This is a genomic window from Mastigocoleus sp. MO_188.B34 (assembly GCF_030065675.1).
In the GTDB taxonomy this organism is placed as follows: Bacteria; Cyanobacteriota; Cyanobacteriia; order Cyanobacteriales; family Nostocaceae; genus Mastigocoleus.
In genome coordinates, this window is record NZ_JASJDK010000023.1 from 43,033 (window position 1) to 60,115 (window position 17,083).

A 17,083-nucleotide genomic window follows, 5' to 3' on the forward strand; every position below is an offset into this window, starting at 1 on the left:
ACCTTTTACCAATTACCGAACTAAGGCAAGTGCTAATTTGGTAGCACCAAGCATTCCAGGTGAGTTACCCAACTTAGAAGTTAATATTTCTAAGCCAATGCGAGAAGTTGGCATGACTCGTTTTTCAACTTCTGCGATCGCAGTTGGTAAGAAAAAAATTGCACTAGCGCTAAAACCACCTCCAATTACAATTGCTTCTGGGGTAAGGACATAAATTAAGCTGGTTAAGCCAACACCCAAATCACGACCATATTGTTGCCAAAGTTTTAAGGCATTGATGTCACCACTTCTCGCAGCCTCAGCTAATTCGTGGGGCTTTTTACCAGTACGCTGATAAATAGCGGTAGCAGAGGTGAACTGTTCTAATGAACCTTGATTGCCACTTTTACACTTCGATCATTGAGCCTTGAAAGTAATTATACTTAATTCTCCTCCAGTCCCTTGATGAGTAATAAATAAATTGCCGTTTAGAATTATGGCACCCCCAATTCCAGTACCCAAGGTCAGAAGAATAAAGTTCTGAAAATTACGACCAGCACCCAACCAAGCTTTACCTAAACCCGCACAGTTTGCATCGTTTGCTATAACTGCTGCTTTACCTGTCCTTGCTTCTATCTCCGAAGCAAGAGGAATATCATACCATTGAGGTAAATTAATTGCAACCTTCGCTATTATCCCATTTGCATCGGCAGGTCCGGGAGTTCCTATACCAGTTGCTCAAGTTTGATTTTCTGTATCTATTTTGGCGCTCGCATCTACCATTGTTGAGATCGCTGCTTCTGGAATCGCCAGTTGGGGAGTAGGTACAGTTAGGGACTACAAACAGCTACCCATCAGCAGTAAACCTTCCTAACTTAATAGTTATTCCTTGGAAGCCAATGCCCACTACTTGAAAATCATCCACTGAAACTTTTTCAAATGATTTTGTGTCAAATGTTTGACTAATAGCTCCTATTTTTTATATTTATTTATAGCAGTTGTAGCGAACAAATTCGCTAGGGTAAATATCATAAACTAAATTATTGAAATTTTTTGTATTGAAAATATTTGTAGTTTGCCATAACGGTTCTGCTCGGTCGGGAATAGCATACGCTTGTTCTAGCCCGCTACTTGGGGGATAAAAACTTGAATTACTTTGCCAAGAAACCAATGGAGTTCCTCGCAATATACCAGTTAGGGCAACAAAAAGCATAAAACCGCCTGCAGCTGCAGCAATTAGAGATAAGTTATCTTTCACACCAAAATCTCACATAAAAGTACAACAGATAATCAATCGTGTTAGACCATGAAGTTAATGTGTTAGTGGTATTTGTACTGAGTCAAACACTAATAACAAACTACTACTCCATAAATACGAATTTCCAACAACAAATAATCTACAAGCAAATTATTCTTTTCCTGTGCGGGGATTGATAAACTCATTCAATCCCTCACCAAGTAAAGATAGTCCCACAACCATTAAAGTCATTGCCAAACCAGGAAATAGTGTTGTCCACCAAATCCCTGTGGGTAAAGCTTCTAAGGCTTGGCGTAAATCGTGACCCCATTCTGGTACTTCCGCTGGTAATCCCAAACCTAAAAAACCCAAGCCTCCCAAAACCAGAATTGCATCTGCAGCATTCAAGGTGAAAAGCACGGGTACGCTTTGAATTACATTTAAAAACAGATACCTAGAAAGCACCTGCCAAGTATTTGCTCCCATTGCTTGGGCTGCTTCAATGAATACCTCTGTTTTCACGCTAACTGTATGATTGCGGACAACTCTATAATATTGAGGTATGTAAGCAATACTGATTGCGATCGCGGCGTTTAATATTCCCCTACCGACAACAAAAGCTAAGGTAACTGACAATAGCAATCCTGGTAATGTGTAAATACTGTCCATCATAAACAGTAATACCCGATCTAGCCAGCCGCCTAAATAGCCACTTACCATTCCTAATGGTACCCCAATAGCCATACTCAGCGCTGTTGCTAAAATTACTACCTTTAGCGCAGCTTGTATGCCAAAAATTGTCCGAGAAAAGATATCATATCCCAGACGACTAGTGCCAAACCAATGTTGCAATGAAGGTAAGGTGTGAATTGGATTGTCAAGAAATTCAGTTGGGTCTTGTAGTAAGCCCAAACCTTGAAACAAAGGGGCAAACAAAGCGAGAAAAATAAATCCTAGAGTAATAATTAATCCTATAAACGTTAACTTTTGGGAGAGATTAGGATTTTTAGTCAAACGAAATAATCTAGGTAGGGAAGTTTTGACAACTGTCATATAAATATTTACAGATTATGAATCATAATTTATGTTAATGCCTATCCCTTGTGGTGGCTTTGCATATATTTTTATCACTCTAAGCCCTCAAAGGTAAGTTGTAACAGAAGAAAGTTTCAATTTCGCAAGTAATTTTCTCAACTCAATATCAAAAACTCAATGCTTTACACTACCACTTGTATAGATAATATGTAATTTTTAATGATAAATTAGTGCAAAAGATGTTATTATTACCACTCCTGATTCCTAACCTCGAATTACTGTTGGTTACCCCATAGAATTCTCTGACACCTCCATAAATGGAGAATCCCCACGCGTAATACATGGTGAATTACAAGAACTTTCAGTATTAGCGCAGAGCATCAGCAGGATATTACAAATGATAAATTATTTAAATTACTGGAAATCACAAATTACTGGAAATTAGTTCGCGGTATTGACTTTTTTGCTTCACACCTTTGACTTCATGTAACAATTCTTTATTTTTGAAAAATTGGATTGTTGGGGTTCCAGTAACACCAGCTTGTTCAGCAATTTCTCGTTCTTCATCGATATCAATTTCTACAAAATGAATTTTCCCATCAAACTCATCTATTACTTTATTTAATATGGGTTTGAGTGTGTGACAGGGTCCACAACCAGGAGCGACATATTTGACTATCAACAAGCGATCGCTATCGTGAAATAGCTTTCTCAGAGCATAACTACCTACATGGCGCATCTGATCGATATGAAATCCTTCTGGTGCTGCGCTTGTAGTTGAGTGCTTTTCCCGTTTCTGCTCTATTGCTTCTGCTGTTTGATGAAATTCTTGCACCAAGTTATTCATAGATAACCAACGTTCTGCGAGTAACGCCGCCATGCAGCCCGTACCAGCAGCAGTGATAGCTTGACGATATTCATGGTCTTGTACGTCACCAGCAGCAAATACTCCTTCTAAACTGGTTTCTACTGAACCAGGCTTGGTAACAATGTATCCCCCTGCATCTAATTCCAATTGTCCTTGAAATAAAGATGTATTGGGGTTGTGACCTATGGCGTAAAACAAACCTTTTGCTTGTAGTTCTTTTTCTTCGCCAGTTTTGCGGTTACGAACTTTGACCCCTTCCATCCAGCCATTTCCGAATACATCCACGGCTTCTGTATTCCAGTGGACTTCGATTTTGGGGTTATTTAAAACTCGGTCTTGCATCGCTTTGGACGCTCGCATTTGCTCGGAACGCACCAATAAATTAACCTTAGAACCATACTTAGTCAGGTATGCAGCTTCTTCTGCAGCCGAATCACCACCACCAATCACTGCTAATTCTTGACTGTTAAAGGTTGGTGTCGCACCATCACAGATTGCACAAGCAGAAATTCCCCGACTCCAATATTCTTTCTCGCTTGGTAACCCCAAACGTTTTGCCGTCGCTCCTGTCGCAACAATAATTGTATTAGCTTTAAATTCACGCTCTTCCGAACGCACCGTAAAAGGGCGTTGAGACAGATCTACTTCTGTCACATCTTCCGTATATAATTCGGCTCCCCAGCGTTCAGCTTGAGCTTTCATATTATCCATTAAGTGCGGTCCCGTAATTCCTTCAGGAAAACCTGGGAAATTTTCAACCTCGGTTGTCGTCATCAATTGACCCCCAGGTAATCCCCCCGCTTGGAAACCTTCGAATACCACAGGTTTGAGATTTGCTCTGGCTGCATAAATCGCTGCTGTGTATCCAGCAGGACCAGAACCAATTATCACTACATTTTCTACTGCTTGATTGGTCATTGTATTCATAATCATAACGACTACGACTAATATAACACAATCATAACTTATCGAACCTTTATTCAAGTATGAGGGTTTGGGAAGAGTAGAAACTCTTTTGTATTCTGCTAAATCCCAAATCAAGGCGCATAAATGCAAATATTTTTCTGGTTATTACTGTTTCGTCACAGTTGTAGTGATCGCTGCAGTCATCATCCCACACCCATACTTTCTAAAAAATATTGGCTTTAAAAAGCTTCTAAATATGATGAGAGCAAAGGATTCAGCCTTCACTTTGAAAATTACTCCAAAAAATTTTTTCAAGAGTGATATGAAACGATTTCGAGGTGGGTAAGTTATTTCTAGAAACCAATAAAACAGTATTTATCATAAAAGGAAATCCAGATATGAATACCAGTTTAAAAGCTAAGCTTATTCAAAACTTATCGAGTAAAAATAAAGGTGATGAAGGTTTTACTCTAATTGAATTATTAGTTGTAATTATCATTATTGGAATTCTTTCTGCTATTGCATTACCATCTTTTTTGAACCAAGCAAATAAAGCGAAACAATCTGAAGCAAAAACAATTGTTGGTTCTATGAATAGAGCCCAGCAAACATATTACTTAGAAAATAACGAATTTGCAGATAAAGATGGTTTTGGTGGATTAGGTCTTGGTGTTAAAACAGAAACTGATAACTATAAGTATGAAATATCTGGTGGTGGTACTGGTAAGACATTAGTCACCAACCAAGCACAATTGAAAGCAGCAAAAAGTGCACTCAAAGCTTATATTGGTGGAGTTACTGTAGGAACTGTTAAAGATACAAATGAAGCAACAACTATAGCTACACTGTGTGAAGGCTTAAAACCTGGAAGCGCTGGCGGAAAAGATGGAAAACAGGATGTTACTGCTACTGCAAACGAAGTTAAATGTCCTGCAGACTATAAGAGTTTATCTAGCTAATAATTGAGAGTTATCATAAATTTTATTTACTCAAAATAATTCTCTGTTTGAAGTGGGTAGAAAATCTATCCACTTTTGTTTATGAAATTAAAACTGTACTTAATATAATAAACTTTTATTTTTGTTTGGCAATTGTTAAATTGAACTGATAAGCTTATGTCTGATAAACTATAATTCATGGCTAATGTTAATTATATTCAGCCTTGTATCTCAAAGTTTTCAAGAACCGGCTTAAATCACGTTTGTGTAAGTCTCACGAATTTACGTTATTTCAGTTTCTAATTCACATAAGGCGTAATTCATTAGGAATCGCTGTCAGATGAAAATATTTTTTCCCAGATTGTATTTTTAGCTGTATCAGAGAAATTCTTCTCACAGTAACGGATAGAAAAATTTGTCCCAACTGTCACCAGTTGTCAGTTGAATTTATCAATTCTGCAGAAAATAGAACCTCAAGATTTAACAATATTCTACATTTATTAATTAATTAGGCGTAGTTTAAATTACTTATGCTGCAACCCAGGCGTGCCGCACAGCCAAAAATAAAATTAATTATGACTTTATGTTATCAGATGGACATAACACTATTTTTCTCTCATAATTATAAATTGTTAGGTCATGAAAGCGTAACTGTGTAAGAAATAAGTTGTAGCATAATCTTTATTTGGTTAAGTAGTAATACATGATTTTTATTGTCTTTCGTATACCCGGATGTCACCCAAATATAGTAAGCTCTATCTGAAAAATTAAAATTTTATAAAGCTTTTTTTGATTTTATGTTAGGAGGTCGATGTTTGCGATACTCTATATGAAGTCTCACTGCATACAGCAAATATCTTTAGATCCATACTCTAGCTAATCGTCAATGATTAATTCCAAAAAATCGATTAATTACTATGAATCCTTAATTCAAAGGATTTGCCAGTAAAAAGGCGGTTTTTAGATTCCTATGAAGAGCAAATACAGGCAAATAGGCAGAAGTGTTAAGATGTTTGCAATTAGCAATGTGAATGGTGATGCCAATCATTCATTAAGGTCAATACCCTGCTGAGTTTTATTGATTAGGGTAGTGATTACCGTACAAATGAGTTTTACTGTTACTTTATTGAGTTAAGTATGGTATAGTTAAAAATGCAAGACTTGCTTTGCCAAAGTACAAAACTCTACATATAAGTAATGGTCTGAAGTTTGCTTGTAAAGCGGTTTTGATTTCAAGTATTTACTAAAACAAATCAGAGTTCAATTGAGGTTATGGCTCAACAAGTAATTCACCCCATGGTGAAGTTGCAACGGAACGTGCAATCACTGGTAGATTCAAAAATTATCAAGCCTAGCGATAGTATTTTAAAAATCGCTCTACTTTTTGGTGAGGAATGGCAATATTGGAAGCGCGAACTACTGGACTTTGGTTTCAGTACCCAGGATCCAGTTAGTGAGTTGTTAGCAGTAGAAGCTTGGGATGAGGAGTAAGATAGCTATTTTAATTTATTTTTTGCAGAGACTCCCACCGTAATTAGTGTTATGTATGGATTGTTTTGAACTTTTCAAATTACGATAGATTATAAAAACTTAAAGGATTTTTTATAGTCTTGCCAAGTCTGAGAGATAAGTTCATAAGTTGGGTAACAAACTTACTAAGACGAGTTACCTTTTTTGCGAAATAGTTAAAGTACTGCGATTGTGATTTTGGGTTTACCAGATATTTCACTCCAATTAGTGACGATCGCACTTAGTACTTGACTGGGATAATTGACATCGGCGATGCATTTATCTGCGATCCAAGACTAATAAAATGTTTGCATTATTGTGCTTGAAACGATCAAATTTTTGGCTGTGAATGGAAGTGAAGATACGATAGGAACGTAGCGCAGCTACAGGCAACAGCTCCGCTAATGACTTTTGTTCGCGCTTAGCGTTAGAAACATCTACGATGTTAGCGACAGCGTGACGTTGGTCATGAGGCTTTGCCGCGTTCTAAGGGTATCGTAGGTTATGACGCTGTAGACACTGAAGTGTCTGTGCTTACGCCCCGCCTTGCTAACACTTTATGTTTGCCCGCATCCTGACGGATGAACAGCTTTGCTGTCTATAACGCGTCACACTACGTTAATGCCTGACTGCCGGTCACATTTTAACTTGCGCGTAGCGCCATAAATTGCAAAAGACTAGTAGAAAATGGTTTTAAAAGAGCATACAAGATAATATCCTTCATACCTAGACATCAGTTATCCAGATAGTTTTCTTGATATTTTTTGATGGGTGATATATTTGTTTATTCCAGGATTTTTGAGTACTTCTTAGCAAACATAATTTTAGATAAGTTTATGGTCTGGAAATTAGCCGTAAAAATTTTTGTTCCCTGTATTATCCCAGCATCCGCACAGAGCCAATATTATGAATTGTGTTTTTTTCTCGCAATTTTGAGTGATAATTAATACCTCTATCTTGTTTTTAAAGACATAGCGTTATGTTATTGGGTTAAGGTATCAATAGAATCTAAGCCTATTATGAGTAGTTTTTTAGTGCTTTGATGGGTCTCTTCCACCCAGGATACTCTGGCGTGACTACAGGTTATATTTCACTTATATAACGCTGTGTAATAAGGTTAGAACATTAATTAGTAAATCCTGTTTGTCGTAGATGCCCCAAAAGCTAGTGGCAATCACCCAAAGCATTGGCTAGCTCTTTTGCTGTTTGATAGCGATCGCGCGGTAGAGGTTCTGTAGTGCGATCTATAACCTTTTTTAGTTTGTCAGTAAATGTAGGGATACTACTAAGATCGAATCGAAAAGAATTACCGCGACGACGATAAAACTTAAATGGATTTTCCCCAGAAAGTAGAAAAATTAGTGTTGGTCCAATAGCATATAAATCGGACTGGGTCAAAGGCTGTCCTCTTTCTTGTTCTGGTGCACAATAGCCTTCAGCACCTATACGAGTTCCTGGTGTAGTACCAATTTCTTTAACTGCACCGAAATCTAAAACCATGATGTGATTATCGGCATTTCTTACCATCAAGTTAGCAGGTTTGATGTCCCTATGAATCAAAGGTGGTTTATGACTGTGAAGATATTCAAGAATATCACAAGTTTGAATCATCCAAGTAATTGCTTGACTTGGCAATACAGGACCATTTGCGCAAATTAATTTTTCTAAATCCTTACCATGGACTAATTCCATTGCCAAATACTTTTTACCTGCTTCTACAAAAAAATCATAATATTTGGGAATACCAGAGTGATTGAGACTGCGAAGGGTATTCGCCTCACGTTCAAATAATTCTTGCGCCTTAGAAATTTTTGCCATATCAGCATTCATTTCTTTTAATACCAATAGTTGGGATCGATCAACAAATTTACCTCTTTCGTTCCAAGCGAGGTAAGTAGTTCCCATCCCGCCTTGTCCCAAAGGACGCAAGACTTGATAATGACAAATTCTTTGTCTTATATTTAACGGCTGTCCGCAGTGAATACAAAATAAGTTGCCAGCTGAATTTCCTTCATGCTTACAATTATTAGTAGATTTATTACTTGTTGGAGATGGGCTAGTAAATGGTTTTTCGGCATTCACTGGATTAATTTCGAATTTTAATAACGGACCTCCCTGGGCTAGTTGTAATTCTGAGTTATCTTCGATATTTTGCAATTTGTTGCTAGTTACCAAAACACCATTGAGAAAAGTACCGTTAATACCTTGACTAATCATTTGCCAACCAATACTTCCATCAATATTACGGGTTTGACGGATTTCTAAATGATGTCGAGAAACAAGATTATCAGTTAAAACAATGTGATTGTCTACAGCGCGACCAATGCGAATGATTGACTCGCCTTCAAAATGCCATTCCCGAATTGGCGTTTTTTGTTGCAGTTTTAACAAAGTCAGCGCGATCACACTTTTAATTTAGAAATTGAAGATTGAATAGAAGCTAAAGATTGAATAGAATCAAGAAAACTGAGCAAGTATCTGCAAAATTAAACAGCCCAATAAGTTTTTCCTAATATTTGCAGGTAAATACCCTTTCTCAAACAAAATTTATCAAAGACTGTAAGAAGAAAGATTTACTGTGTTTTAAGTAAACATGCTGTCAAAAACAAAATTTGAAGACATTTGACTTAGTTTATAAGTTTAGTCCTCTATTTGGGTTCTTAGGTCAACATAATAGGACTAATTTTTCATCTTTTGACATTGTTAACAACGAACATTTGTTCCAACTTTTGAGCGAATAAGTACTGCTGTAATATTGTCATGACCATTGTATTTGTTAGCCAGATCTATTAACTCTCTAAGTCCAGATTGTAAATTAGCATCACTTTTAAGCAAAGGTTGCAAACTTTCTTGCCAGTGATTTTCTAATAAATTGTTATCCGACAAACCATCTGACACTAAAATAAATAAACTATCTTCATCAATATCAAAAAATTGTACTTCTGGAGCAATAAAACTATCATCTCGCGGCCCGAGCGCTTGTGTCAATTGATACGCATCAGGACGAGAGTAAGCAATGGAAGGATCCACCCCTCTAATAATTTCTCGCTGACCGACTTCATGGTCTACAGTGATTTGTTCAAACCCACGTTTGCGAGTTAAACGGTAAAGACGGCTATCACCGACATGAACTGCTGCGACGTTGGTATCCTGTATTAAAACCATTACCAAGGTTGTTCCCATCCGTCCGATACCAGAACGGGCTTCTTGTTGGTTGACATCATAAATGGCTTTGTTTGCAGAGTTCACAGCTTCCAAAATAGTTTCTTTACTGGGTAAGGTATCTATCCAGTGCTTTTGAAAATATTCTCGTAGAGTATCAACTGCTAATTTGCTAGCAACTTCTCCCCCCGCATGTCCGCCCATCCCATCACAAAGAATATACAAGCCGCGCGCTCCAATATTTCCACTTCTGGGTAGCTCCAGCTTACTAATTTTAGTTTCAATTCCAAAGTAATCCTCATTGTGGTCGCGTTGAGATCCTACATCTGTTACTCCTGCATCTTCCAAACTAATAAGATGGAGAGGTAATGTTACTGTTGGTGAATCTTCATTCATTTTTTCCCCTTCTTCTATATCATCATTTACTTGTAAAAGTGTTGGTGAAGCAATATTGTTTGAATATTGCAATTGGGTACCTATCTCCTCTAAACGCAGCTGTAACTGCTTCAAGGTTTGGATTTTACCAAATTCTAAATCCCCCAATAACTCAACAAAAGCACCAACCTGGGTTCGTTGAGATTGACGAAACAAAGCTTGCCAAATCCTTCCCAAAGCTTGAACTTTCAATGGTGAGTTTTGTACGGGTGTATGTGTCCCTTTTTTTGCCAAAGATGAAATTCCAACATTATTTATATCGTCGCTGACAGAATCAAAGTATAGCTTTTGTAAGGCTACCGCTTGGTCTTCATCCAGCTTAAGATTAGGTAATTGCAAGAGACTTCGGCAACAATTGAATGGTTCGAGAATTTGCCAAAGTACGGTCATTTGGTGACAACAATGTAAAATTTGGAATGATGTAGTTGTATCTGCACTCCATAAATCCAACAGTGATTTCCAATTAGACCTATCTTCAAGCAAAATTACTTGCATATCTCCTTGTTGCCATGCATCATGAATTAGGGGTACCCCATAATGCACTTGAGGATATAAAGCGACATAAGTTTTAGCAACATCTGGTATTAGTTCTGATTTTAGTACTTCACTATTAGTCTTTCTAGAAATATTTTCTAAAACTGCCGTGAGTGGTGATATCTGATATGGTTGGGAGTCCAATACTTTGACACAAATCTCACTTTCTGCTTCAAATTCCTCCCAAATGGGTAGATTTTCTAATAATTGGTAGCGTTGTTGTGAGTCTAAATGATAACCTACTTCCAGTGGTAGAAAAACAACTTGTTCGGAACTAATTAGTTCGCTATTACTTGTTGTTTCGGTTTCTTTTGAACTATCCCCGCTAGATTCCCCTCTATTAACCGTAATTTGTCCCGTTGGTGTTTTGACAATGGTTGCTAACCATACCACTCCACATTCAGCACCACAGCTTTCACACTGCTTGGCATTAATTGCCACACCAGTGCCACATTCGGGACAGATCTTTTGGGTCAGGGAAGTACCGCAGTTTTGACAAAATTTATTGCTATTCGGATTCTCAAATTTACACTGAGGGCAAATCAGCATTTCGGAAGTTCCTTCATTCCCGTTCCAAGGTGCTCCTATCAACTACAATTGCAATTACCATTTTTTCACATACTTGAAGTACATTTATTGGTAATAGATTGCATTTTTAGTGGATAATTTATATAACATTATTAATTATTATGTATATTAACGCTTAGTTTTAAATTATCGGCAAGTGAATTACTACAAATAAGTTGTCATCAAATTGAAATAGTGTGCATACATCAACATATATCTTAACAATTTAATTAGTTTCATAAACAATATAAACAAAGTATAAGTAAATTAACTTTAAATGCTAGCTCCCAGATAAACTCAGTTTATTAGGATAGTTTTATTGGTGTAAATAATCCAAAGTAAAGATATCTGTGTATAGTATGATTTGAACAGATATACTCGATGATATTTCGGTTAAATTTAGAAATTGGTTGAATTTAGAAATTGTTTAAACTTAAATAATATACTGGATAAGATATTTCTAGGCTTGACAGAAGATATATAAATTTTCCAGATTTTTCCAGATTTTTATGCCAGAGTTTTACTTTAACTTATGTCGGTTCAATCTAGTCAATAGGTAATTGAACTGTAAAACAAGTATAGTTTGAATCACTCTTGACTGTAATATTTCCTCTTAAAGACTCAGTAAGTTTTTCCACTAATGCTAAGCCTAAGCCGGTTCCACCTTGTTTACAAGGATCATTACTGGGAATTTGGTAAAACTTATCAAAAATACGAGCTAATTCAGCTTCCGGAATTTCTACGCCAGTATTTGTGACCTGAAACTGAATGTTTTGAGATTTAACTCGGACACTCATAATAATTTTTTCCCCAGAAGGACTAAACTTATAAGCATTAGTCAACAATTCAATGATGATACGTTCCAAGGTAAATGGATCGCAAGTTAGTAAAGGAATATCACTTGCAATATCTAATTGCAGGTCATGCTTGCAGCAATTACATCGTCGCGATTGAAATACTCTCACTACCTGTGACAGCCATTCTGGTACGGAAATACTTTCAAGAACCCATCCCTGGGGATTGTTATCCAAGCGTTGTAAATCTAAGAAATTGTCGATTAAGGTAATTTCTCGTTCGCATTCATTATTTAATATTTGTAAATAAATATCTGCCTTGGATGGGATCTCGTATCTGGCTTCTGATTGTGTTGGAAGGGATTTATCCCTCTGTTCCAAGATTATTCCTAACATCTGAATAGCCATCTTCATATTACTCAATGGCGCGCGCAATTCATGGGATATCTTACCAAGAAATTCATCCCTTAGGTGGTTCAGTGCTATTTTTTCTTCTAATTCTTTTTGTAAAGCCTGCTTGCTTTTTTCTAATGCTGTTTTTGCAAGATTACTTTCAGTTATATCAACACAAGAACCGATATAGCCTAAGAAATTACCAGTTTTTTCATCAAATCTAGGCGAACCTCGGTCTAGAAGCCAACGATATTCGCCATCAGCTTTTTTACAACGATATTCGATTTGGAATTGTTCTTTTGTGCTGAATGCTTGTTCAAAACTATCCAAGTATAAATTTTTATCATCTGGATGAATAAGTTCTAACCAATCTAAATCGGATGGTTTTCGATGATAGATTATTTGTTCTGGACTTTTCAGTTTGCAAGTCCACGTATCATAACCAATGAACGTAAGTAACTGCTTGTTGAACAATGAATAGCATCCATCGGAGCTACTCATCCACGACATCACTGGAATATCATCCACGGTAGCCCCAAGGAACCCAAAATCTTGCTCGCTCTCTTCCATTGCATATTTTGTGTGCTTGCAGGCGGTAATTTCTTCGAATACCATCAGAATTACGGGCTTGTGGTCTTTACTTGCTGAGGTTCTAGCATTAATTTTCACCCAAGCAAGATTCCAGCCCGGACATTCCAGCTGAAAATACCAATAGTGATTCTTATTGCCTATAGTTTGATTTGATAATCTGGTAAAAGCTTCAGTCAATAACGGTTTTTCAGAAGCAGCGAATAACTGGAATACAGATTTTTTGAGTAAATCCTCAGGTAAATATCCTAGGGATAAAGCACCTATTCGGTTGACAGATAAAATTTCGCCACTCAGATCTACGCACAGATATACAGGAGGAGAATTCCTATAGAGACAAGAGTCACATAAGGAATCATGCCTTACTGGAAACAAAATTTCAAATAAAGAATTATCCACATAATTATTTCCTTCAGGTAAAAATTTCCAGCAAGGAGGTTCATTCATTGGTATTTTTTTATGGCAAATAGAATGCCTAGTAGATAGATGCCTAGAGTCCATTATTACACCCAACAATTCATCTCAACTTTAAAATTAGTTTCAAATTTAAAAATATTTCAAAACCGGTATTGTGCAGATTAAAATCTGACTTTTGGCAAAATACGACTGTTATGAAAACATTATGTGCATTTGTTTTTATAGCTTGTTACTCTAACTTTTATGAATAGCTGTATTCCATGAATAACTGGATTTCATAAATAGCTGGAATTCTAAAACTCAAATATTTTGAAATTTGCCTGAAATTTGCCCATTTCGACTTTTAATAAAAGTTATATATAGATTTAGTTTAGTTCAATAATTTTTGCATTTATTTATTCATAGGATAAGGAATGGTTAACTGAGAAAACCTTCTTGGATTCAGCAGAGCTAAGATAACGCCATTGACCGGGCTGAAGTTTTTCTAAAGATAAATTAGCAATACTGACTCTTACCAGTCTTAAGGTGGGAAAACCAACAGATGCAGTCATGCGGCGTACTTGACGGTTTTTACCTTCTGTTAGGGTCATTTCTAGCCAAGCTGTAGGTACATTGAGGCGAAATCTAATTGGTGGATTGCGATCAGGTAGATTGGGTGCTTGCGGTAATAATTTAACTCGTGCAGGTTTAGTAAAGTAGTTTTTAATTGAGACTCCGGTTCGTAATTTTTCCAAAGCCTGTTCATCAGGAATTCTTTCAACTTGCGCCCAGTAAGTACGTTGGTGTCCAAATCGAGGATGGGAAATAAGATGTTGCAGGCGACCATTATTAGTTAACAACATCAAACCTTCACTATCCCAGTCCAAACGTCCTACGGGATAGACATCGGGAAGTTGAATATAATCCTTAAGCGTACTCCGATTTGGATTATCTTTTGTAAACTGACTGAGGACTCCGTAGGGTTTATAAAACAAGATAGTTCGATCTTGATTTCTTTTTTGTTGTCTTTGTTGTTTGCCTTTTGTCATTTTTCTTTTATTCAATTCACCGAGGATCGGTATCAATGACAAGTTACCAATTGACAAATCCCAATCCCAATCTATATTTTTCCAATAATTATTCTTAAATAACTATTAACTTATACCAATTAAAAGTGGTAGAATTCATAACCATGCTAGGGGTGCCTACATAGGAGGCTGAGATTAAACCCTTAACACCTGAGTCCGGGTAATACCGGCGGAGGGAAGCTGTTACTACAGGAAATTTAATATGCGGATAGAATGGGTTGCAAAGCGGCGCGGTCAAAGTAATGTAACGCAAATGCATTACGCTCGTCAGGGTACCATCACGGAAGAGATGTACTACGTCGCTCAGCGCGAAAATCTTCCCGTTGATTTAATTCGAGAGGAAGTCGCACGGGGACGGTTGATTATTCCTGCCAACATCAATCATACCAACCTAGAACCAATGTGTATTGGTATTGCTTCCAAGTGCAAAGTCAATGCTAACATTGGTGCTTCTCCCAACTCCTCTAATTTGTCTGAAGAGGTGGAAAAACTTAACTTAGCAGTTAAGTACGGTGCAGATACAGTCATGGACTTATCCACTGGTGGAGGTGACTTAGATCGAATTCGTACTGCGATTATTCAAGCTTCGCCCGTCCCGATTGGAACAGTACCAATTTATCAAGCATTAGAAAGCGTCCACGGTCGGATTGAAAATCTCACCGCGAATGATTTTCTCCATATCATTGAAAAACATGCCCAGCAAGGCGTAGACTACATGACCATACATGCGGGTATTTTGATAGAACACTTGCCTTTGGTTAAGACCCGAATTACAGGTATCGTATCTCGCGGTGGTGGTATTATTGCCAGGTGGATGTTACATCACCACAAACAAAATCCACTATATACCCATTACCAAGACATCATTGAAATCTTTAAAAAATATGATGTTTCCTTTAGTTTGGGTGATTCTCTAAGACCTGGTTGTACCCATGATGCTTCCGATGAAGCCCAATTAGCCGAACTTAAAACCCTCGGACAGTTAACTCGCAAAGCTTGGGAACATAACGTTCAGGTTATGGTGGAAGGTCCCGGTCACGTACCGATGGATCAAATTGAATTTAATGTCAAAAAACAAATGGAAGAGTGCAGCGAAGCACCATTCTACGTTCTTGGTCCTTTGGTAACTGATATAGCTCCTGGATATGACCATATTACTTCTGCCATAGGAGCTGCAATGGCAGGATGGTATGGTACTGCAATGTTATGTTATGTAACACCTAAAGAGCACCTTGGTTTACCCAATGCTGAAGATGTTCGTAATGGTTTAATTGCTTATAAAATTGCTGCTCATGCGGCAGATATCGGTAGACGACGTCCGGGAGCAAGAGACAGAGATGACGAACTTTCCCGCGCTCGTTATAACTTTGATTGGAACCGTCAATTTGAATTATCCCTCGATCCCGAAAGAGCTAAAGAATATCACGACGAAACTCTACCAGCAGATATTTACAAGACAGCAGAATTCTGTTCGATGTGCGGACCAAAATTCTGTCCTATGCAAACTAAAGTGGATGCTGATGCTTTGACAGAGTTAGAGAAATTTTTGGCAAAAGATAAAGAAGTTACAACTGGTTAAAGGCGATTGGGGATTAGGTATAGCACTGCGTGCCGCCTTGCGGCATAGAGCCTACGGCGTCGGCGGAGCCTCTGGCGACTAGGTATTGGGGATTGGCTACTGGGAAGACCCAGAACGATATTTGAATTACTGGTTACGACTTATGTGAATTAGAACTGGAATCACTTTATTCCGTGGAATTAAATAAAAAGCTGATTTCTAACGGCTCTTAAAATTCTTGATATTACAAGGCTAAATTTCATTCACATTAGAACCTAGTTCCAAATCTCTAATCCCTATTCCCGATTGCAAAGCAGATTCCTACGGCATATCGCCAATCCCCTATCGCCAATATTTTGCCAATCCCTATCTCCTCAACTCCCTAAAGCGCTTTTGAATTTCAGTAATTGAAAATATTGCTGAAAATTTTAATCCTGCTGATTGATAAAGCTCCGCACCACCTTGTAACCTGTCTACCAACGAGATGACTTGCTCTACGGTATAACCTGCATCTCTAAGTCTGGTAACAGCCTTCATTGCTGATTGTCCGGTGGTGACAACGTCTTCCAATACTATTATTTTTGCCCCTGGTGGTAAGTTTGGTCCTTCAATATAAGCTTTGGTTCCATGTCCCTTGGCTTCTTTCCGAATAATAAGTGCTGGTATGGGTCGTTTGTTTTGCGCTGAGATGACGCTGACTGCTGTCACTATTGGATCTGCTCCTAATGTTAATCCTGCGACCCCTTCAGTATCAGTAGGTAACATAGAAAAAATTATTTGACCGATGAGTAAAGCACCTTGAGGGTGCAAGGTCACTTGAGTTTTATTCACATAGTAAGAACTACGCAACCCAGAAGAAAGAACAAAATCTCCTTCTTGATATGCTAATCGGGAAAACAAATCCAGCAAATCTCTACGTAAATTATTTAACTCAGTATTATATTGCTGTGAGTCCGATTGTGCCAGGGATTGGGACTGATTTGTCATTACAGATGTATAAAAAATTATGCTAAACCAAAGATTGAACTAATCTAAGTTCTGTAATTAAGGATAAGTTAATACTCGCTCAAATACACAACAAACCCAAAAGTAAACT

11 protein-coding genes, 1 pseudogene and 1 riboswitch are annotated in these 17,083 nt (G+C 37.5%); of the genes and pseudogenes, 3 read left to right on the forward strand and 9 right to left on the reverse strand.

The window, feature by feature from the left end; all coding sequences use genetic code 11:
- Positions 1-12: 12 nt before the first annotated feature.
- The 4 genes and pseudogenes from QNJ50_RS08585 to trxB all read right to left on the reverse strand — a co-directional run bounded on the left by QNJ50_RS08585 (position 13) and on the right by trxB (position 4,037).
- Positions 13-904, reverse strand: a pseudogene (locus QNJ50_RS08585) (ROK family protein).
- A 60-nt stretch (positions 905-964) separates the two neighbouring features.
- The gene (locus QNJ50_RS08590) at positions 965-1,237 is read right to left on the reverse strand and encodes a hypothetical protein (RefSeq protein WP_300634179.1); all 273 of its coding nucleotides are present in this window, start codon (positions 1,235-1,237) and stop codon (positions 965-967) included.
- A gap of 150 nt (positions 1,238-1,387) precedes the next feature.
- On the reverse strand, positions 1,388-2,269 hold the full coding sequence (locus QNJ50_RS08595) for an ABC transporter permease (protein ID WP_300634106.1): 882 nt from the start codon (positions 2,267-2,269) through the stop codon (positions 1,388-1,390).
- A gap of 406 nt (positions 2,270-2,675) precedes the next feature.
- Positions 2,676-4,037 carry a thioredoxin-disulfide reductase gene (gene trxB, locus QNJ50_RS08600; RefSeq protein WP_300634171.1) on the reverse strand — a complete coding sequence of 454 codons (1,362 nt, stop codon included), beginning with the start codon at positions 4,035-4,037 and terminating at the stop codon, positions 2,676-2,678.
- 386 nt (positions 4,038-4,423) lie between these two features.
- On the opposite strand from trxB, the gene QNJ50_RS08605 reads away from it, so the two are divergent.
- Together QNJ50_RS08605 and QNJ50_RS08610 are read left to right on the forward strand one after the other, a co-directional pair.
- Positions 4,424-4,984, forward strand: coding sequence for a type IV pilin-like G/H family protein (locus tag QNJ50_RS08605; protein ID WP_300634109.1), 561 nt, complete (start codon positions 4,424-4,426; stop codon positions 4,982-4,984).
- A gap of 1,251 nt (positions 4,985-6,235) precedes the next feature.
- Complete coding sequence (locus QNJ50_RS08610) at positions 6,236-6,454, forward strand: DUF4327 family protein (protein ID WP_027840889.1); 219 nt, start codon at positions 6,236-6,238, stop codon at positions 6,452-6,454.
- A 1,182-nt stretch (positions 6,455-7,636) separates the two neighbouring features.
- Here QNJ50_RS08610 and QNJ50_RS08615 read toward each other — a convergent pair.
- The 4 genes from QNJ50_RS08615 to QNJ50_RS08630 all read right to left on the reverse strand — a co-directional run bounded on the left by QNJ50_RS08615 (position 7,637) and on the right by QNJ50_RS08630 (position 14,390).
- Positions 7,637-8,878: an FHA domain-containing serine/threonine-protein kinase gene (locus QNJ50_RS08615; protein ID WP_300634112.1), complete on the reverse strand. Its 1,242-nt coding sequence runs from the start codon at positions 8,876-8,878 to the stop codon at positions 7,637-7,639.
- A gap of 297 nt (positions 8,879-9,175) precedes the next feature.
- A complete protein-coding gene (locus QNJ50_RS08620; protein WP_300634114.1) occupies positions 9,176-11,152 on the reverse strand; it encodes a serine/threonine phosphatase in 1,977 nt (658 codons plus the stop codon).
- Positions 11,153-11,715: 563 nt separating this feature from the next.
- Positions 11,716-13,392 (reverse strand): ATP-binding protein, encoded by a 1,677-nt coding sequence (locus QNJ50_RS08625; protein WP_300634117.1) that lies wholly within the window; start codon positions 13,390-13,392, stop codon positions 11,716-11,718.
- A 365-nt stretch (positions 13,393-13,757) separates the two neighbouring features.
- Positions 13,758-14,390, reverse strand: a complete 633-nt coding sequence (locus QNJ50_RS08630) for an rRNA large subunit pseudouridine synthase E (RefSeq protein ID WP_300634120.1) — start codon at positions 14,388-14,390, stop codon at positions 13,758-13,760.
- 138 nt (positions 14,391-14,528) lie between these two features.
- Positions 14,529-14,624, forward strand: a riboswitch (TPP riboswitch).
- Between the two features lie 7 nt (positions 14,625-14,631).
- On the opposite strand from QNJ50_RS08630, the gene thiC reads away from it, so the two are divergent.
- Positions 14,632-16,008 carry a phosphomethylpyrimidine synthase gene (thiC, locus tag QNJ50_RS08635; RefSeq protein ID WP_300634123.1) on the forward strand — a complete coding sequence of 459 codons (1,377 nt, stop codon included), beginning with the start codon at positions 14,632-14,634 and terminating at the stop codon, positions 16,006-16,008.
- 345 nt (positions 16,009-16,353) lie between these two features.
- On the opposite strand, the gene pyrE is transcribed toward thiC, so the two are convergent.
- Positions 16,354-16,974 carry an orotate phosphoribosyltransferase gene (pyrE, locus tag QNJ50_RS08640; protein WP_300634126.1) on the reverse strand — a complete coding sequence of 207 codons (621 nt, stop codon included), beginning with the start codon at positions 16,972-16,974 and terminating at the stop codon, positions 16,354-16,356.
- Positions 16,975-17,083: the final 109 nt, after the last annotated feature.